Annotated in this window: 19 protein-coding genes, 1 tRNA gene and 1 pseudogene; 12 read left to right on the forward strand and 9 right to left on the reverse strand. The window is 57.8% G+C overall.

The features are described from left to right. Positions 1–82 precede the first annotated feature (82 nt). A pseudogene (locus HMPREF3169_RS13420) lies at positions 83–461 on the reverse strand (transposase). 88 nt (positions 462–549) lie between these two features. On the opposite strand from HMPREF3169_RS13420, the gene HMPREF3169_RS07535 reads away from it, so the two are divergent. Further along, positions 550–1311, forward strand: a complete 762-nt coding sequence (locus tag HMPREF3169_RS07535) for an NAD(P)/FAD-dependent oxidoreductase (protein WP_246815613.1) — start codon at positions 550–552, stop codon at positions 1309–1311. A gap of 455 nt (positions 1312–1766) precedes the next feature. Here the strand turns inward: HMPREF3169_RS07535 and HMPREF3169_RS07540 are convergent, their stop codons facing one another. From HMPREF3169_RS07540 to HMPREF3169_RS07550, 3 genes are all read right to left on the reverse strand, one after another. Next, entirely contained in the window at positions 1767–1988 is a 222-nt protein-coding gene (locus tag HMPREF3169_RS07540; RefSeq protein ID WP_005323143.1) for a hypothetical protein, read from the reverse strand. Next, positions 1985–2296, reverse strand: coding sequence for an ArsR/SmtB family transcription factor (locus HMPREF3169_RS07545; protein WP_371325923.1), 312 nt, complete (start codon positions 2294–2296; stop codon positions 1985–1987). The genes HMPREF3169_RS07540 and HMPREF3169_RS07545 overlap by 4 nt, the downstream gene beginning before the upstream one ends. A gap of 209 nt (positions 2297–2505) precedes the next feature. Further along, complete coding sequence (locus HMPREF3169_RS07550) at positions 2506–3174, reverse strand: hypothetical protein (RefSeq protein WP_005323141.1); 669 nt, start codon at positions 3172–3174, stop codon at positions 2506–2508. Between the two features lie 613 nt (positions 3175–3787). Here HMPREF3169_RS07550 and HMPREF3169_RS07555 point away from each other — a divergent pair. Then, entirely contained in the window at positions 3788–4783 is a 996-nt protein-coding gene (locus tag HMPREF3169_RS07555) for a tyrosine-type recombinase/integrase (protein ID WP_070456053.1), read from the forward strand. 269 nt (positions 4784–5052) lie between these two features. On the opposite strand, the gene HMPREF3169_RS13605 is transcribed toward HMPREF3169_RS07555, so the two are convergent. Continuing rightward, complete coding sequence (locus tag HMPREF3169_RS13605) at positions 5053–5280, reverse strand: helix-turn-helix domain-containing protein (protein WP_144676499.1); 228 nt, start codon at positions 5278–5280, stop codon at positions 5053–5055. A 153-nt stretch (positions 5281–5433) separates the two neighbouring features. Between HMPREF3169_RS13605 and HMPREF3169_RS12745 the strand changes: the two genes are divergently transcribed. Together HMPREF3169_RS12745 and HMPREF3169_RS07565 are read left to right on the forward strand one after the other, a co-directional pair. Continuing rightward, positions 5434–6414 carry a hypothetical protein gene (locus HMPREF3169_RS12745; protein WP_083299200.1) on the forward strand — a complete coding sequence of 327 codons (981 nt, stop codon included), beginning with the start codon at positions 5434–5436 and terminating at the stop codon, positions 6412–6414. Next, positions 6415–8181, forward strand: coding sequence for a hypothetical protein (locus HMPREF3169_RS07565; RefSeq protein WP_070456055.1), 1767 nt, complete (start codon positions 6415–6417; stop codon positions 8179–8181). A gap of 219 nt (positions 8182–8400) precedes the next feature. Here HMPREF3169_RS07565 and HMPREF3169_RS07570 read toward each other — a convergent pair. Both HMPREF3169_RS07570 and HMPREF3169_RS07575 read right to left on the reverse strand, forming a co-directional pair. Then, positions 8401–8477: transfer RNA gene (locus HMPREF3169_RS07570), tRNA-Pro, on the reverse strand. A gap of 102 nt (positions 8478–8579) precedes the next feature. After that, positions 8580–9452 (reverse strand): metallophosphoesterase, encoded by an 873-nt coding sequence (locus tag HMPREF3169_RS07575; protein ID WP_275437124.1) that lies wholly within the window; start codon positions 9450–9452, stop codon positions 8580–8582. 51 nt (positions 9453–9503) lie between these two features. Here HMPREF3169_RS07575 and HMPREF3169_RS07580 point away from each other — a divergent pair, with 51 nt between their 5' ends. Next, positions 9504–9968: a GatB/YqeY domain-containing protein gene (locus tag HMPREF3169_RS07580; protein ID WP_061920175.1), complete on the forward strand. Its 465-nt coding sequence runs from the start codon at positions 9504–9506 to the stop codon at positions 9966–9968. Positions 9969–10078: 110 nt separating this feature from the next. On the opposite strand, the gene HMPREF3169_RS07585 is transcribed toward HMPREF3169_RS07580, so the two are convergent. Continuing rightward, positions 10079–12526, reverse strand: a complete 2448-nt coding sequence (locus HMPREF3169_RS07585; RefSeq protein ID WP_070432343.1) for a transglycosylase domain-containing protein — start codon at positions 12524–12526, stop codon at positions 10079–10081. A 223-nt stretch (positions 12527–12749) separates the two neighbouring features. Here HMPREF3169_RS07585 and HMPREF3169_RS07590 point away from each other — a divergent pair, with 223 nt between their 5' ends. From HMPREF3169_RS07590 to HMPREF3169_RS07600, 4 genes are read left to right on the forward strand one after another with little or no spacing between them, the layout of a single operon-like run. Then, positions 12750–13073, forward strand: a complete 324-nt coding sequence (locus tag HMPREF3169_RS07590; RefSeq protein ID WP_061920180.1) for a WhiB family transcriptional regulator — start codon at positions 12750–12752, stop codon at positions 13071–13073. Between the two features lie 59 nt (positions 13074–13132). After that, the gene (locus HMPREF3169_RS12975; protein WP_086892235.1) at positions 13133–13291 is read left to right on the forward strand and encodes a Sp36 family protein; all 159 of its coding nucleotides are present in this window, start codon (positions 13133–13135) and stop codon (positions 13289–13291) included. Then, positions 13291–13749 carry a RidA family protein gene (locus HMPREF3169_RS07595; protein WP_070432342.1) on the forward strand — a complete coding sequence of 153 codons (459 nt, stop codon included), beginning with the start codon at positions 13291–13293 and terminating at the stop codon, positions 13747–13749. The genes HMPREF3169_RS12975 and HMPREF3169_RS07595 overlap by 1 nt, the downstream gene beginning before the upstream one ends. A gap of 19 nt (positions 13750–13768) precedes the next feature. Further along, entirely contained in the window at positions 13769–14581 is an 813-nt protein-coding gene (locus HMPREF3169_RS07600; protein WP_061920184.1) for an MBL fold metallo-hydrolase, read from the forward strand. 101 nt (positions 14582–14682) lie between these two features. Here HMPREF3169_RS07600 and glxR read toward each other — a convergent pair whose 3' ends face one another. Then, a complete protein-coding gene (gene glxR / locus HMPREF3169_RS07605) occupies positions 14683–15366 on the reverse strand; it encodes a CRP-like cAMP-activated global transcriptional regulator GlxR (protein WP_061920186.1) in 684 nt (227 codons plus the stop codon). A gap of 339 nt (positions 15367–15705) precedes the next feature. Here glxR and nth point away from each other — a divergent pair, with 339 nt between their 5' ends. Genes nth through HMPREF3169_RS07620 form a run of 3 tightly spaced genes read left to right on the forward strand, consistent with a single transcriptional unit; the run spans position 15706 to position 17709 of the window. Beyond that, entirely contained in the window at positions 15706–16359 is a 654-nt protein-coding gene (gene nth, locus HMPREF3169_RS07610) for an endonuclease III (RefSeq protein WP_061920188.1), read from the forward strand. 19 nt (positions 16360–16378) lie between these two features. Beyond that, positions 16379–17005, forward strand: coding sequence for a TlpA family protein disulfide reductase (locus HMPREF3169_RS07615; RefSeq protein WP_061920190.1), 627 nt, complete (start codon positions 16379–16381; stop codon positions 17003–17005). Further along, positions 17002–17709 (forward strand): NUDIX hydrolase, encoded by a 708-nt coding sequence (locus tag HMPREF3169_RS07620; protein WP_061920192.1) that lies wholly within the window; start codon positions 17002–17004, stop codon positions 17707–17709. The genes HMPREF3169_RS07615 and HMPREF3169_RS07620 overlap by 4 nt, the downstream gene beginning before the upstream one ends. The last annotated feature ends 31 nt before the right edge of the window (positions 17710–17740 follow it).

Below are 17740 nucleotides of genomic sequence, written 5' to 3' on the forward strand. Positions count from 1 at the left end.
ACCACGCGAGGTGATAAACCCACCAGCCCGGTTATTCTTCAACGTCTTACAAATGAACTCGATAGAGAAACGATTCCGGTGTTCATCGATGAATCGGATCATTTCCGACGTTTGGGGTCGAGTTCCGACGCGAAAAAGCTGAGGCAGCCTTCAGCAGCTCATTAGTATCGCGTAGCTCTTGATTCTCACGGCGTAGTCTCGCGTTTTCGGCGGCCAAATCTTCAGGCACAGGTTCTGGAGTGTTTCCCGAACGGCGGGCCTGCTGGGTCCATTGACGAGCTGTGTGCCATGAAACCCCCAGCTTTGGGGCTACTGCCTGGCACGCGGCTTGCATCGACATATTTTCCGCCAAGATGCGGTCCTCAACGAGACGGACCACGCGGTCCTTCGCATCCTGGTCAAATTTCCTTGGCATGTTCCAGATTTTCCCATCTACTCAAACGGAACAAAACCTGGGGCACTTCACAGCGAAGCGTTGCTGTCGTCGATAGCGGCAAACCTCGCAATCGGTTTAGCTCGCATGCGCACGGAATTATGGGGCTCGACGGTGTGAACCCGGTGGAGTATTTGGAAAAGGGGCAAAGCGAGTTTCGTGCTTTCGGCGGTAATTATATAAAAGGCACTGTTGCCAAGCTTGAGCCTGCCGAGGGCGGCGCACTGGGCTGGCGAGCTATTACTGCTGAAGGCGATGAAATCCGCGCCAAACATGTCTTGGTCAGCACGGGTATTACGGATGAATTGCCAGATGTTCCCGGTGTAGAGGAGTTGTGGGGCCAACGAATTTTCCATTGCCCGTATTGCCATGGATATGAAGTGCGTAATCGTCGAATCGCGGTTATCGGCGGCCTCAATCCGGGATTTACTGTGCGGATGGTGCACTTGCTGCGAAAGTGGAGCCCGAACATTACTTTCTTCCCGAATGGTCTTTCTCTTGGCGAAACAGACCTCAAGCAATTCGCCGCGCGTGGCATCGAGGTAAATAACAAGCCTGTGCAGCAGGTTGCCGCCGATCCTGATTTCTCTGAGGGGCTTATCCTCAGCGTGGATGGGGAAAAGATCCGGTTTGAGTCTTGTTTTGTGGGGCCGGCTTTCCACCCGAACCACCAGCTTTTGATTGAAGCAGGCTGTCAGTACGACGAGGACGGATGGGTTCAGCAATCCAACGGACGTACTTCCCAACAAAATCTGTGGGCTGCAGGCAATGTAACCAGTTCACCAGACCAAGTCCCACAAGCTATGGGAGCCGGAGCTGCCACCGCAATTGCGATCGACCAAGCAATGCTGACCGCTGAATTAAGCGAGCTGGTTTAAGTCAATCTTGCTGGTAGCCAGCTTTCGCTACGCGCTTCATGGCGGGGAAGCCGACCGGCGGGCGGCGGCGGAAAAAGAAAAAGGTCGCTGCTCTGTGTGAAGCAGCGACCATTTGTGTCAGCTTGTGCTGATTAGAGTCTTTTGCGAAACTACCCACCCACCTGCAACGACCCGAACCACAGCTATGGTTTCCGTCGGTTTCCGTTCCCGGTTCCGTCGGCAGGTGGGCCGGGGCGGTGTCGGAGGTGGGGGCACACCACGTGGTTCGTCCCCAGTCCTAGCCCCTATCCGCGAGAGGGACAGGATAACGCCACGACCGGAGACACACCCCGCCGCCAAAGTCACAAGCAAGTTTATGTTGCTGGAGGTCTACGCGACGTGCTTAGCGCATACGCTGTGACAGCCCATAGCGCGGAGCCAAAACCACCGCGCCCCTTGTTTAAGGAAGAGCCTGATTACTCGGGGATCTCGCTGAGTTGGGCCTCAATCCGATCCAACCGCTCGGTGATGTTGCGTAGATGCTCCACGATGAGTTGGTTGGAACCATCGATCGCCGTCGCCGTTTCGCGTCGTGCGCTGGTGACGGTGCGTACCACCCAGACGGTAAGAGCAACGAAGATCGCGAGTGGTAATGCGGCGGCGAGGATGACAAGAAATACGGTAGCGGTAAGTGTCACGAAGATTCCCTTTTCTGTTCTTGATTAATCAGGTGCCTAATGTGGTCTGGAGTTACTTCAAGCTGAAACGGAGCGACCCAGTAGTGCTTCCTCACTCGGCTCTCTCCGAGCTGTTCCAGGCCACTCTCGATGAGTCCAGCAGCTTCCAAGCGGTTGAGGTGCTGGTAGAGCAGTGGCCGAGACATTCCAAGTCGGCGGGCCAGCTCACTGACATGGGTCGACTCCGTCTCTAGGGAGGCGATAATTCGCAACCGAGGCTCACTTCCGAGAGCACTGAGCATCTGAGCGAGCCGTGCTGCGTCCATCATCCCTCCATATCGTAATCGAACGATGTCAGGTGTAAGTATATGCTTACAGTCGGCGGTGTGCAAGTTCTGCCGGGTCTGGCGGAGACGCTGCCCGACTTAAGACGTGGCCGGTGTCCCATCACGTCCCCTCTTCACCCTCCCCAAGAAGAAACCCAGCCGCAGCACACACCACAGCTGGGTTCCTTCATGGCTTACAGCGTAGCCAGCAGCTACAGCCGCTCGATGTCTACATCGCCATCGAGAATCCTCGGCTCTACCTCCATGTGGATCCCGCGGTAGGGAAGTAGTGCGCGGATAATGTCGTGGGTGATGTCGATGCCTGGAGATGGTTCGTCCCGCAAAAGGTGGTACAGGCTAGGGCAGTAGTCCACGCCGGGAAACTCGTCCTTTGCTTCGGGAACGCACCCGTCCGGGTCAAAAGTCGTGCAGCGAATGATCAGGTCGTCGTGGACACTATTGGGCAGATTGATGGTGAGTCCTGGTGTGGTGGCAGACATGTCTGCAACCGTGGCCTCGTTTACAGACCGGGTAAGCGGGATTAGGCCGCGGGCGGACTCACCGCCTTGGATGCGGGTGAGTCCCGCACGGTTTCCGTAAGTGTCGGCCAGGGTGACAAACGTGACGCGCACCGGGGCAGTGGCCACCGACATGGAGTTAAACGCGGTGAGGACGTTGATTTCGCGCTCGGTGATAAGCCCCTGCGGGCCTGTGAAGCTAATGACGTGGTTGTAGAGCGCGGCGGTGGACATGGACAAGATGGTGTCGGCCACCTGTTTTCCCTGTTTCAGGGTTTCGGTGACTTGGGCGAGGTCGTCTACCTCAAGCTCGGCGGTGAAGTACTGGCAGTACAGTGGTGTGCTCATGTCGAGTGTGGACATGGTTCGTCCCTTTCCTTTGAGGGTGTGAGCAGTGGAAATGTCAAGTGTCGGGCACGGTAACAGGTAGAAATTTGCGGATACGCAAACTGTCCGCGCGGTGGGTTGCCGATGTGCGAGGTATGGCAACAAGCCGCGTGAGTTAAGACAAAATTGCGGATACGCAATCGCGCTCGACGGTGGTCACGCTAGTCGGTGCGGGGTGTGGTTGAGGCTCCGCGCAGGTCGCGCACGTATCGGTTAGCCACAACCGGGGGCAGCGGATCTACATGTTGTGGTGGACATAGCTGTGGGCCACAAAGCGGGGCCTTGAAGGACTTGGTGGGTAGGATTAAGGCCGTGTCCGAGGCTCGCGCGGGGGTACTAAATATGGCATGTCCCTTTTTTGATCTCCACAACATGATGTGGTGGTTCGTCTGGTAGATGTTTGCGGAACCGCAAACATGCAGGCCATATAAGAAATTCCTGCGAAGTTGGCGGTGTGAGGCCACCTGCTTGCCAGATTGCAGATCGGCAAACAAGACTATGTGTAGCGGAGTGCACTGCGTGGCCTAGCTACGTAGCATCCACTACACCGCCCCATTCCACTGCGATCGTGCCGACGAAGGAAAGGCCCATGTCCAGTAACTACACCACCGCCGACTATGAGGCGATCATCGCCAACTACACACCACACGCCGTGCGCTCTGAGCCGTGGAGCCACGTTGCCGACTTCACCCGCGAGTGCGTGCGCGCACTTAACATCACCCCGGATAACACCAGCCGCGACGCACTGCGCAACACGCTCAACTGCGTGTCCAAGCTCGCCGCCTGGGTCTGGGTGAGCTACGGCGTGGTGACTGTCGAGACCGTCTTCCACCCCGACATCATCGGAAACTACTTCCTTGCCGGAGGTGGTGCAAAGCTCAGCCCGTCCACCGCAGGAACCCAGCGCTCGCTGCTGTGTCGTGTGGCGGAGGTGATCAACGACGACTGGAACCCTGACTACCAGCACCCGATTAGCTACGAGCCAACCCTTGAACCCTACGACTCTTATGCCTGTGACAGGATGTGGGATTGGGCCGAGTCGCAACCCACAGCTGCCCGCCGCCGCAACTTCACTACGGTGCTAGCACTCACGCTTGGTGCGGGCTTGCGCGCAGGAGAAATCTGCACGCTGCGCGGCAAAGACGTGCGTGTTGACGGCGACGGGGTGCTGCTGTTTCCGCACGGCTACCGCGGGGCTGGCCCGCGCGAGGTGCCACTGCTCAAGTCTCATATCGAGGTACTTCAGCCGGTCATTATGGCTACCGGCCCGGAGGACTACCTGTTCAGGCCAGGCCGCGACAACGAGAACGTCAGCCAGCTCTCGGCGTATCTCCGCCGGGTAACACCTAGTACATCGCCGGATATGGTGCCGGATACCCGCAGGCTGCGCAATACGTGGATTATCGACCGCATTGCAGCCGGAGTTCCCGCTGATGTGCTGTGTGCTGCGGCAGGACTGAAGTCCTTGCACCAGTTTGAGGACTACGTGGTCGAGGCCGGAGCTAACCGCCGCCATGCCTACCGGATTCTTTTGGCCGGAGGATCGACTCATGGCACCCCAGGTGGAGGCCTGTACGTGCTGTAGCTCGGCTCACGGAGACTTCCTGAGCTATCCCTAGCGATTGCACATCTGCAAAGTTGGATTGCGGATACGCAAAACTCGTCTCATGGCGCACAGACCGCACCAGGGACGAACCACCCTGTGACCTGCGGGTTTACTCATGGTCTGAGGTAAGAAGGCACCGCCACCTATTTCGTGGTGTAGGTGTGCTCACCTCGTGAGCCATGAACGACACCCATGTAACTCACACCCGCCTTACCAGTGTCGGAAACATGCAGTTTCCAACCCTCGGGTCACTGACTGCCGTATCGGTTGCTGCGATGGCGCGGCCACAAGGGCTTGCCTGTGGTGACCTCGATATTGGCAATGACACGTCCCGTCGGGATCATCTCGCCGCGGATGATTCGGGTGATGGTGGAGGTGGGGATACCGCAGGCCTCGGCCAAGTCTTTGGCACTGGGGTAGCTCCCGTCCAGGGTGAGTTTCTGGACGTTGCGGGCAAAGTCCTGCAATTTCCGCATGACCGGATCGTGGGCCTCGATATGGGCATTAGGCCAGTTGGCGTAACGCCTGACCGGAGCCTCGGCGGGAAGGTCGGAAGCCACGAGACCACTTCCTTTGAACAAGAAGAAAAAGACGAACCACCTAAGTCTAAATACAATGAGGTCTACGCTGTGATCGACACACTGACGACACGCGGATTACTGCCACCTACAACTCCTACCGTTGAGCGCAACCGCAAGCGCGTGCTCGCCACGTACTTTTGCTACATGCGCGACCGCTGGTACGACGACATCTCCGTGGATGGCTGTATCTACCTGCTGCGCGATGGCGGAAAGATCCGCACCTACTTACAAGCCCGTACAGCGGATTTATCCAAATCCAGCCTCAATGCCACCCGCCGCATCCTCAACCGCTGCGCAAGCCATGTCATTGGCCAAGAAGGCGCGCTGGAGTGGGCAGAAGAATTACCGGAGGTCTTTTACCCGGCAGCTACGGCTCCGCGCCGCGCCTACAACGCCAGCGAACTTATCCGAATCGACGACTGGGTTCACTCCCGCCCCCGCCGCGAGTCGCGGCGCGTGGCCTGCATCATCGTGTCACTGGCTTTAGGTGCTGGCATGTCCACCGAGGAAATCTATCACTGCCGTTATGGCGACTTCACCGACTTTGGCACAGTGCTGGCGGTTCATGCACGCGGTGGTCGTGGGCTAAAGCCGCGTACCGTTCCGCTGACTGCACCTTTCGACGACCTCATGCGCCAAGTGCTGCATGGCGTGGGCGACGACCGTAGAGACGAACCACTGGTAAAACCCAACTCGGCGCGCCGCCGCAACGATGCCACAGGCCCACACCTGATTGCTGACTTCATCCACAAGACCAGCCAGAACCCATCGAGTACCGGCCTTGCCCCGACACTGCCCAGGCTGCGCTATACCTGGATCGCTACTCATGCCGCCGAGCGCGTGGACTTTAACCATCTGGTCTATGCCACCGGAAGCATCCAGCCCTTCCAGGACACGTTTCACCACATGATCGTTGAATCTGGCGCGCTCACCGAGACCGAATACCGTGAGTGGATCAGCGGCAACAGGGACGAACCAGACTACCCGCCGCTTCGAGTCGTCGAACCGAGAGCAGGAGGCGAAGTCTAGGTGGCCCACTTCAACACCACACCCACCCCGCTGCTTCGCCTGGATGGAGCCAGCGTTTCCTGGGCATTGACCATCATCGACCGCACCGACATCTGCCACCATCTTGACACCTGGAGGCGAGTAGACGGCTACGACCCCGCCAAAGGAGGCAGGCCTAAATCCGTTAACGACCGCACCATCCTTGCGCTCTACCTGATTCTGGCGCGTTCTGGTCAACCCATGCATTTGACCACCATGACGACGCTCCTGGCCTCGCCTGATACGACAGACAAGGCTTTAGAACTCCTTAACCTGCCCAGCCGCGATAAGGCACGACGGGTAGGTGACTTTTACGCAACCCAGCACAGCAACTGGTACTACCGCCTGTGGCGTGCGCTGCACAGCTTCCTTGATGTCGTTGACCCATTCGACAACATCCCGCACCGCGCCAGGCTTACCCGTGCTGAATTCAACCGGCTGATGGACGAACAAGACCCTGAGCGCCGCGAGGAAAAATGGCAGCGCGCCACCTACGTGTTCAATGAGCTAGTTATGGCAAGTACCGAGGACATGCCCGAAGAATACCGAGCCAACTGGCAGGGAGACCTCACCCTAGACGGAACACTTATTCCAGGCGTGCGCCGTGGCAACAACCGATGGACGAACCGACCGGACGATCTCATGTCCTCCGAGCCGGAGGCAGGCTGGTACTCCCGTGACGAGCGACAAGAAACACATGGCGAATCAAACCGAAAGCGAAACGCCAAGCATGTGTGGGGTTGGGAGGCCACACTTGTTGCCGGAGTCATCCGCGACCAAGGCCCATATGCACAGCCACACCTGATTATGGGCATGGCCTTCGACCGGCCCAGCCACAACCCTGCGATCCGTGGGTTGGAAGCCATGCGGCATTTAACGGATGATCCTGAGACACCTAAGGGCACAGTGGTGGGCGATCGTGCTTACTTCGCGGTGGCTAAGACCAAAGACTTCCATGAACCACTGCGCAAACTCGGCTATACCCTGGTGGGAGACTACAGAACCAATCAGCTGGGAAAGCGCGGATCCTATGAAACCATGGGGTTAGTTGAAGGCCACTGGTATTGTCCTGCCATGCCGAAACCTCTGGTGGAAGCCACCGAAGACTTCTATGCCGGACGTATTGATGAGGCCACCTACAACCAGCGGATCAACGAGCGCCGCGCCTTTGCCATGCGGAGAAAAGGCAAGAAGCTCTCCGGTGAGAGCCAGATGTTTATGTGTCCGGGACGAGGTAAAGGAAAGACACTGGCATGTCCCTTGGTGGAAAAGAGTCAGCGCCAGGACGCGAGAGACAGAGGACTACCCTCCATCTCCGGGCCAAATCTATCTACCGCGCGCAAGGCAAAAGGAAAGTGCTGTACCAATAAGGTCTCGGTAACCATCCCGAATAAGGAGGGAATGCGCTACCGCCAAACTGGCCCTGCTTTTAAGACACCGGAATGGAAGAAGGTGTATGGCACGTGGCGCAATGTGATTGAAACCCGCAACGACTATGTAAAGAACAATCGTGGTGGTGCTGCTATTGGTGACCATACGAGAAGACCTGTACGCGGTTTTGCTGCGGCCTTCTTCTATACAGCTCTTGGTGTGGTCGCGGCCAATGTATCTATGATTCGGCGTTTTCTTGGCCGGGTGGATCGGGATGAAAAGACTCCGCCTCCTGACTCTGGTAAACCTGTACCGCCGCGCGATCCGGCGCGCGAGAAGGCAAGCCCGAACGCGCCGCCTGCGCGCGAGGCCGCTTAAGACCAACTGAATACTTTTATCCATCTAGCTCGGAAAACCGATATGGGGTTCCGGGCTAGAAGTCGTTTTAGAGGGGACGAACCATGTTGTGTTCCTTATTAGTCAACGACTGGAACAGAGCGAAAACGACTAAACCCACCGCGGTGAAGCGGTGGGTTTAGCTATGCGGAGCAGTTTCGCAAATGATTTAAGCTAGATTCGCAAAACCGTCGATTATATTGGTCGGGATAACAGGATTTGAACCTGCGACCTCTTCGTCCCGAACGAAGCGCGCTACCAAGCTGCGCCATATCCCGGAAACCGTCTTACGCGGTACCCGAATACTTTAACGCAGCCTGAGGGTGAACAACAAAACGCCAGCTGAGCGGGGACTCTAGCATGTGAGGGCAGATGCGGCGCTAGGCAACTTCGGTGATGCGCAGCAGCGTCGCGGAAGGGCGGCAGAAGATGCGCACAGGGGCAAACTTCGAGGTGCCGAGGCCGTTGGAAACGTGCATCTTCATCGGGCCGAAGTCATGCAGACCCTGGACACGAGCGCGGTCGATTCCGCAGTTAGTGACCAGTGCGCGGGAGCCCGGCAGACAGATCTGGCCGCCATGGGTGTGGCCGGATAGGGAAAGCTGGTAGCCGTCGGCAGCGAATTGCTCAAGTACGCGCGGCTCAGGGGCGTGGAGCAGTGCCAATGCCAGGTCCGCATCCGGGTTGGGGGCGCCGGCGATCTCTGAATAGTCATCAAGGTCGTGGTGCGGATCATCCACGCCAGCGACGGCGAGCTTGACGTCGCCCACCTTGAATTCCACGCGAGCCTGGTTGGCGTCGTGCCAGCCACGCTCAATGAATGCCGCACGCATGCCCTTCCATGGCAGGTCAACGTAGGAAGGCTCACGCTTGCGGCCCAACAGGTACTTGAATGGGTTGACCGGACGCGGCGCCCAATAGTCGTTGGTGCCGAAGACGAACAGGCCTGGTCGGTTCAGCAGCGGGCCGAGGGCGCGCAGCGTATCGGGCACGCCGCCCTGGTCCGACAGGTTGTCGCCGGTGTTGACCACCAAATCGGGATTCAGCTTATCCAGCGCCGCAACCCACTCAATTTTTGCTTCTTGCCCCGGAATCATGTGCAGATCCGAGATATGGAGGATGCGGAACTCTTCCTCACCGCGCAAAGTGCCCGCAGGCAGCAGCGGCAGCGTGTACTCTTTCAGCTCAAACTTGGTCAGTTCGGTGTAACCCCACGCCAGGGTGCCAAGGCCAGCGGCGGCAATGCCGCCCATAATCGGGAGAATCTTCACCTAATCAAGCCTACCTGGCGTAGATTGAAGTACATGAGCCAGCTTAAAGAAACCATTCGTGGAGATCTGAAGACCGCAATGAAGGCCCGCGAGAAGGAACGCACCAGCGCTATCCGCGCCCTGCTCGCTGCAATTCAGGCAGAAGAAACCAATGGCGCACGCCATGAACTAACCGATGAAGACGTACTCAAGGTCATCGCACGCGAAATCAAGAAGCGCCGCGAGTCCGCTGAGGTATACGCAGAAAATGGCCGCCAGGAGCTGGCCGACGCCGAGCTTGCCGACGTCCCTTACTTCGAGGCCTACCAGCCAGAGCAGCTTGACGACGCCGAGCTGGACACCCTCGTCGGCGAGGCCATCGCTGAGGTAGAAGCAGAAACCGGTGAGACCGTAACCATCAAGCAGATGGGTAATGTGATGAAGGTTGCCACCGCGAAGGCCGCTGGCCGCGCTGATGGCAAGCGCCTTTCCGCGGCTGTAAAGGCAAAGCTGTCTTAAGCCCTAAAAACGCGTACCGCTCTATGCAAATAAGGCGTTCAATCTCCGCGATCGGAGTGCCTTAAATACATAGAGCGGTATTTTTTATGCCCTTCTAGCTTCTCTAGAAGCTAGAGGCCGAAGAAGCTGCGGATGTCGTTAGCGACGGCGTCGATGTCTTCCTGACGGATGAGCGGCTCCGGCGCGGGTTGCTGCTGTTGCTGATCGCCGGAAGGGGCCGAGTTGGCACCGCCGGTGCCGGTCCGTGCTGCTTCGGCGCCTTGGCCGCTACCGTTGGAGGAAGGTGGAGGTGCGGCAGAAGTGCCGTCGGAAAGCTGCAAAGTGACCTCCGCACCCTTCTTGAGGCCCCTTGGCCCAGTAATCGCGCGGACCACGCGGCCATAAGGCACGCCGTTGCCCTGTACTTGCGAGATCTTTACCTCATAGCCCTCGGCCTCTAGCTTGGAGCGAGCCTCGCTTTCGGACTTGCCGCGGAGGCTGTCGAAGAGCGAATTGACCTTGCCCTCGTCATAAGCCTTGTTGTAATTCGGAACCGTGCCCTGTGCTGCGGCCGGAATGCTAGAGGCCATTGAGTAGAAGGAACGCGCGGGCTCAAGGCCGCCGAAGAGATCGCCGTAACCACACTGGCGCACCGGGCTGGTACACAGTGAGGAGGTGTTGGTACCGTCGTTGTAGATATAAGGAGCGGCAGATATAGCGGAGTTAAAGCCCAGGAATGCGGAGGACTGATTGGACTCTGTAGTACCAGTCTTTGCCGCAGCCTTGCCGTTAAAGCCCATCATCTGTGCGGAGGCAGAGGCAGTGCCCTTTTCGGTATCGGCCGTCATGTTGTTGGTCAGCGTATTGGCGATGTCCTTGTTGACGGCGCGCTCGCAATTCGGAACCTTGAGGTAGACCTCGTTGCCGTCCTTGTCCGTGATCTTGCTGATCGGGTTAGGCTCACACCACATGCCCTCCGAGGCCAAGGTGGCGCCGACGTTAGCCAGCTCCAGCGGATCTACGGCAGTCGGTCCAAGCGTGTAAGAACCCAGGTTGGATTCCTTGATGTGTTGGGCGATCGAGGTGTCCTTGTCGTAGCTGCCTTTTTCGCCATAGGAACGCAGGCCCAGTTTTACGGACATATCTACTACGTGCTCCACACCGACCTGCTCGATGAGCTTGATGAAGGTCGTATTCGGCGAGAACGCCAAGGCATCCTGCATCGTCATGGTCGCGGCGTAGTTGCCGGCGTTTTCCACGCAATAGCGGTTAGGTGGGCAGCCCGCGGCACCGCCGGAGCCCAAGCCCTCTGCTTCGTAGCGAGTTGGGACATCGAGCTGATTTTTGATGCCATAACCAGACTCCAGAGCGGCAGCGGCGGTAAAGACCTTGAAGACCGAGCCGGCGCCGTTGCCCACTAGGGAGTGCGGCTGCGGGAGCATGGTTTCGTTCTTGTCGAGGTCCAGACCATAGGTGCGGGAGGAGACCATGGCGAGCACTGGGCGGTTGGACTTGCTGGGCTCGACCACGTTCATTACCTCGGCGACACCGGGTGTATTGGGGTCTGTCTGAGAGCGCACCGCATTGAGTGCTTGGTCTTGTACGTCCGGGTTCAGCGTGGTGCGGATGGTGTAGCCGCCGCGGGCGAGCTGCTCGCGGGAGATGCCCTTTTCTTCTAGGTATTCGATGACGTAATCGCAGAAGAAGCCACGATCCTTGGCGCTGATGCAACCGTTAGGAAGCAGGGAAGGCTTATCGAGTACGCCGAGATCTTGCTGGGCGTACTTATCGGCCTCTGCCTGGGTGATGGAACCGCTATCTGCCATGGACTGCAGCACGAGGTTGCGGCGCGAGAGCACCTCGTCCTTATTGGTAAAGGGGTTGAGGTACTCAGAGGATTGGACCATGCCGGCCAGCATCGCTGCCTGTGGCACAGTGAGTTCAGAAGCATGGGTGCCAAAATAGGTGCGCGCAGCGGCCTCGACGCCGTAGGCGTGATTGCCGAAGGGGACGAGGTTCAGGTAATTGCTGAGGATTTCTTCCTTGTCCAGCTTCTTATCGAGGTCCGTTGCCATGCGCATCTCACGCAGCTTGCGCGGTACCGATTGCTCGATGGCGGCGGCGCGTTCTTCCTCCGTTTTGGCATTGACCAGCAGCAGGTAGTTCTTTACATATTGCTGGTTCAAAGTTGAAGCGCCCTGGGAGACGCCGCCGGAAGCCAAGTTGCTCCAAAGGGCACGGAAATTGCCTTGGAAGTCAACGCCCTCGTGCTCGTAGAACCGGCGGTCCTCGATTGCGACGATTGCCTGCTTCATCGGCTTGGAAATCTTCTCGGCGCTAACAGGGTGGCGACGCTGCTCATATATATAGGCCAGGCTGTTGCCTTTGGCGTCCAAAATCGTGGATACGCCCGGGGCGTCGCCAGCAGTGAGATCTTGCAGATCGGACTGCATGGTGTCGTTGGTACGGGCAATTGCCACACCAGAAAGACCCGCAAAGGGGGCAATTACTACGGCGATGAGCGCCCCCACTAGAACCGTGGAGAGGGCAATTTTTCCCAGGGATTTGATGACAGTCACGAGAAACACCCTACGTGGTGAAACTGTGAGCGGGGAAGAATGAACTCCCCCCTAAAGTGTGACGTGTTAGACAAGTGCTTACGCGTGTGAATACACTTACCGTTGTTACATAATATTCCGCAATCTGAAACATCTTACAAGCGGCTGCGCTGCTTGCATGGGGTTTCATAAAAATTATTCCCAAAGCCGCGGAATAGGTAGTAGAGGAAGGAGCTACCCAGTCATGACCGTAAGCCTGAAGGTAACGGGAGCGTCTAAGTCTGCAAGTGCGACCGAGCGCGGTGAATGGGTAACTCAAGCAAAGTGCCGTAACGGTGACCCAGACGCATTGTTTGTCCGTGGAGCCGAGCAGCGTAAGGCTGCTGTAATTTGCCGCCACTGCCCGGTGCTCAATGAATGCCGTGCCGATGCCCTCGATAACCGCGTGGAATTTGGCGTATGGGGTGGCCTGACTGAGCGCCAGCGCCGTGCGCTGCTGCGCAAGAACCCGCACATCACCAGCTGGGCACACTACCTAGCTGAGGGCGGCGAACTCATCGGTATTTAACCAAATCGCAGGGTTGGTTAACGCGCCATTTTTGCCCTTAGGCCGGTAGAATATGGCCTATGACTAAATGGGAATACGCTACCGCGCCAGTACTGACTCACGCGACCAAGCAGATCCTCGATTCCTGGGGTGAAGATGGTTGGGAGCTGGTTACCATCACTCCCGGCATGAATCCGGAAAATGTCGTGGCTTACTTCAAGCGTGAGGTGGAGCAGTAATGAGCTATCTCACGCGCCTAGCCGATCTTGGATATTCACTGCCTGAGGTGGCAAAGCCGCTTGCTTCCTACGTGCCTGCAGTTCGCGTAGGAGATCAGGTGTGGACCTCCGGTCAGTTGCCTGTAATTGACGGCAATCTGCCTGCCACCGGCAAGGTCGGCGCAGAGGTATCTGTTGAAGATGCGCAAGAATACGCCCGGGTGGCAGCGCTGAATGCTCTCGCAGCTATCGATTCTGTTGTTGGCTTAGACAACGTCTCGCGCGTGGTCAAGGTTGTAGGTTTCGTGGCTTCGGCACCTGACTTTGTGGAGCAGGCTGCTGTTATCAACGGTGCTTCTGACTTCATCGGAGAGCTATTCGGAGAGGCTGGCACTCACGCTCGCTCGGCTGTGGGCGTGGCCGTTTTGCCGAAAAACTCGCCCGTCGAGGTTGAAGTTATCATAGAAATTTCTAAGTGATCGGATAGGCTTAGTAACCATGGAGCATCCTGCATACAGCCAATTGCGTCCCGTGACTCAATCCGTGGGCGTTGTTCTTTGTGACAACCCAAGCTACACGGCACTTGAGGGAACCAACACGTGGATCATTCGCGCTAACGAAGATTCCAGGGCCATCGTTGTTGATCCGGGCCCAGAAGATGAAGGTCACCTCAACGTTGTCAGCGCTAACGCTGGCGAGGTGGCGCTGATTTTGGTTACCCACCGTCACGATGATCACGCATCGGGTGCGCAGCGTCTTCGCCAGCTCACCGGTGCGCCGATCCGCGCTTTCGACCCGAACTACTGCAATGGAGCAGAGGCGCTTGTCGACGGCGAAATTATCACCGTCGACGGAATCACCCCGCAGCTAGAGGTGGTCCACACCCCAGGGCACACTGCGGATTCCACCTCTTTCTTTGTGTGGTCTGGAGTTGCCAAGGATTCTCAGCTCGAGGGAATCATGACCGGCGACACCATTGCCGGCCGCCACACCGTCTTGCTGTCTGAGACCGACGGTGACTTGGGCGAATACTTGAAGACCTTGGACATGCTGGAAGAGCGCGGCAAGGATATCCCGCTGCTGCCTGGCCACGGCCCAGATTTGGATGATGTTTCCCAGGTTGCGCGCAAGTACATTGACCGTCGCTACCACCGTCTTGAGCAGATCAAGGAAATCCACGGCCGCTTGGGCGAGGACATTGATCTCAAGACTTTGGTCGATGAGATGTATGACGACGTTGACCCAGTTCTGCGGCATGCAGCTGAGCAGTCCACTCGTACTACTTTGAAGTACTTAGCTGCGCGCAAGTAGGCGGGGCAAATAAACTGCCTGAACAAAACCGCTAAAACTAAAAATAATCTCCCGGCCTCCTGAATAGGGAAGCTGGGAGATTACTTTTAGTTTTAAGGCTATTAGCGAGCGCGCTTTGCCAGGTGCTCGGTATCCACGATGAGGACGGACTTGCCTTCGAGGCGGATCCAACCGCGGTGCGCGAAGGTAGCTAGAGCCTTGTTGACGGTCTCGCGGGAAGCGCCGACCAGCTGGGCGATCTCTTCCTGGGTGAGGTCGTGGTTGACGCGCAGTGCGCCACCTTCCTGCACGCCGAAGCGGTTAGCCAGCTGCAGCAGGGTCTTAGCAACGCGGCCCGGAACGTCGGTGAAGATGAGGTCCGCGAGGTTCGCGTTGGTGCGGCGCAGGCGGCGAGCCAGAACGCGCAGCAACTGCTGGGCGATGGCAGGGTGATCAGCGACCCACTGCTTGAGCATCTCGGAGTTCATGGTGGCTGCCTGCACCTCGGTGACGCAGACTGCGGAGGAGGTGCGTGGGCCTGGATCGAAGATGGAGAGCTCGCCGAACATATCGGAAGGGCCCATGACGGTCAGCAGGTTCTCGCGGCCATCCGGAGCGTGGCGGGCCAGCTTAATCTTGCCCGAGGTGATGATGTAGAGACGGTCACCGGGCTCGCCTTCATCAAAAATGGTGGTTCCGCGCGGGAATCGGACGGTTTCCATCTGCTCAATGAGGTTCTGTACCGCGACGGGATCAACGCCCTGGAAAATGCCAGCGCGAGAAAGAATGTCCTGTACGCCTTCCACGATTTACTCCTTGAAGTCAATGGGGGGTAGTGGTGTTGAAATGCTCAGAACTCTTCCAAGCATTTGACGCGTGTGTAACGAAAACCTAGATGTGTTCTAGCGATACAGGCGCGCGCCCCTATGTAACTCATCTCATCCTACAGTGTAATTTGTCACTTTATCTAACCTCGTGAAAAATTGTCACAGCTTAGAGGAGGTCAGGGGCGTATGCGAAGAAATTTCTTAGTTTCCGAGGACCTTCGCCTCAAGCTTTTCCATGAGGATTGCAAACAGTGCGAGGGCGACGGGCACGATGATAACCAGTGAGACCATGCCCGCCATTCTACTAAGGTAGGAAAGATGTCTGAGTCATCGCCCGCTAGCCGTGCATCGCGCATCAATGACCTGCTAGCAACGGAGTACCCCGACGCCGAATGCGAACTAGATTTTCGCAATCCCCTAGAGCTGCTCGTAGCCACGGTGCTCTCGGCACAATGCACCGATGCCAGGGTCAACCAGGTTACCCCGGAGCTTTTTGAAGAGTATCCCTCTGCCGCGCATTATGCCGCGGCCCGAAGGGCCGACCTGGAGGCTGTTTTGCGCCCGCTGGGCTTTCAGCGCGCGAAGGCGGGGCACTTGCTGGGCATCGGCGAGAAAATCATGGCCGATTTCGATGGGCAAGTCCCTACCGGGATTAAGGAGCTGACCTCTTTGCCCGGCGTGGGCCGCAAGACTGCGCTGGTGGTACGTGGCAATGCCTTTGGGCTGCCGGGGATTACTGTGGATACCCACTTCGGAAGGCTCATGCAGCGCATGGCTTTGAGCGAATCCAAGACGCCGCTGCAGATTGAAAAGGACATAGCCCAGCTGCTGCCGGAGGAAGAATGGACGATGTTTTCGCATCGCATCATCTTCCATGGCCGCCGTGTTTGCCATGCGCGTTCCCCGCAATGCGGTGCCTGTGTAGTGCGTCATTTGTGTCCTACGGGCGCCGCACCTCCTGATGTCCGGTAGGGGCAGTAAGGTATTGCGCATGAACAGGCCCAACGTTTATGTCATCGGTTCGCTCATCGCAGCAGTGCTTGTTGCCTTGGTGGCCTTTGTTGGAGCACGCAGCCTTTTGGGCGCAGGCCAGGATTCCGCAAACAGTGCCTCAAACAGTTCCCAGAATGCGGCCCAGAATGCGGCCCAAGGCGCGGACCAGAGCGCTACTGCGGGTGTTGGCGCGAACGCGGACGTCGCCAAGCGCCCGGCGTGTCCGGAAGGGCCGGTCGCCGGAGTAGAACTTGAGTGCTTGGGCGCGCAGGCCAAGGGGAAGGCAAAGGATGTGCAGGTCATCAACGTCTGGGCCTGGTGGTGCGAGCCTTGCCGAGCTGAGCTGCCGTATGTGCGCCAGATTGCGGATGAGCATCCCGAATGGTCCGTCGTGGGAGTGCATGCGGATAAGAATGCAGCAAATGGCGCGGCCTTTTTGGAAGACCTCGGCGTGAATCTCGCAAGCTACCAAGACTCCGATAATTCCTTCGCCGGCACCCTGGGTCTTCCCGGCGTCATCCCGGTCACCGTCGTGGCCTATAAGGGCGAGGTGAAAAAGCAGTACGTCAAGCCTTTTAAGTCGGAGGAAGAGCTGGAGAAGGCCGTGGAGGAGGCCCTGCGATGAGCACGCGGGAACGCACGGTCTTTCCAGAACGAGCGCCGGGGTGGCTGCGTCCTGCCTTAGGCGTGGATGCGCGGGCGGTGCAGGAGCGAATCGGCAACCGGGATGCGGATCGCTTTACCCAAACCACACCACCGGTGCGGCGTGAGTCTGCCGTTTTGGTCCTGTTCAAAGGCTCTAGTTTTAAGGATGGGGAAGTGCTGCTCACACACCGTTCGCCCACCATGCGCTCTCATTCAGGCCAAATTGCTTTCCCTGGCGGACGGCGGGACCCAGAAGACGCCACGCTTGTCGACGTTGCACTACGCGAGGCCTGGGAAGAAACCGGGCTGGAGCGCGCGAGTGTGACTGCCCTGGAAGTGTGGGAGCAGTTGCATATTCGTGCAACGGGTAACCCTGTAAGCCCGGTCTTGGCCTACTGGCACTCCCCGGGCGAGGTCTGGGCTGCCAGCCCGGAAGAGACCGATGACGTGTTTTGGTATCCATTGCGTGAGCTCGCGGAGCCGAAGAATCGTTTGTTGGTGGGCTTCGGTCCGTGGCATGGCCCGGCCTTTTATACGAATGACTACCTCGTGTGGGGGTTTACTGCCGGAATTCTGGCAACAATATTGGAGCACGCTGGGTGGGAGCGCACATGGGATAACAATTCCGTGCATGATCTGCACGGCGCACTAAGCCGCTCCCGGAATAATGAGAAGATGTTTTAGCTTTCGCAGGCTACTTACGGCTCTTCTTAGA

This window comes from Corynebacterium sp. HMSC08C04, assembly GCF_001807495.1.
In the GTDB taxonomy this organism is placed as follows: Bacteria; Actinomycetota; Actinomycetes; order Mycobacteriales; family Mycobacteriaceae; genus Corynebacterium; species Corynebacterium simulans.

Coding starts and splice junctions, on each gene's coding strand:
- HMPREF3169_RS12975 (WP_086892235.1), top strand. CDS start 13,133: ATGACTAAATGGGAATACGCTACCGCGCCAGTACTGACTCACGCGACC.
- HMPREF3169_RS07580 (WP_061920175.1), top strand. CDS start 9,504: ATGAGCCAGCTTAAAGAAACCATTCGTGGAGATCTGAAGACCGCAATG.
- HMPREF3169_RS07595 (WP_070432342.1), top strand. CDS start 13,291: ATGAGCTATCTCACGCGCCTAGCCGATCTTGGATATTCACTGCCTGAG.
- HMPREF3169_RS07615 (WP_061920190.1), top strand. CDS start 16,379: ATGAACAGGCCCAACGTTTATGTCATCGGTTCGCTCATCGCAGCAGTG.
- HMPREF3169_RS07590 (WP_061920180.1), top strand. CDS start 12,750: ATGACCGTAAGCCTGAAGGTAACGGGAGCGTCTAAGTCTGCAAGTGCG.
- HMPREF3169_RS07600 (WP_061920184.1), top strand. CDS start 13,769: ATGGAGCATCCTGCATACAGCCAATTGCGTCCCGTGACTCAATCCGTG.
- HMPREF3169_RS13605 (WP_144676499.1), bottom strand. CDS start 5,280: ATGCGGAAATTGCAGGACTTTGCCCGCAACGTCCAGAAACTCACCCTG.
- HMPREF3169_RS07575 (WP_275437124.1), bottom strand. CDS start 9,452: ATGGGCGGCATTGCCGCCGCTGGCCTTGGCACCCTGGCGTGGGGTTAC.
- HMPREF3169_RS07550 (WP_005323141.1), bottom strand. CDS start 3,174: ATGTCCACACTCGACATGAGCACACCACTGTACTGCCAGTACTTCACC.
- nth (WP_061920188.1), top strand. CDS start 15,706: ATGTCTGAGTCATCGCCCGCTAGCCGTGCATCGCGCATCAATGACCTG.
- HMPREF3169_RS07545 (WP_371325923.1), bottom strand. CDS start 2,296: ATGATGGACGCAGCACGGCTCGCTCAGATGCTCAGTGCTCTCGGAAGT.
- HMPREF3169_RS07555 (WP_070456053.1), top strand. CDS start 3,788: ATGTCCAGTAACTACACCACCGCCGACTATGAGGCGATCATCGCCAAC.
- HMPREF3169_RS07620 (WP_061920192.1), top strand. CDS start 17,002: ATGAGCACGCGGGAACGCACGGTCTTTCCAGAACGAGCGCCGGGGTGG.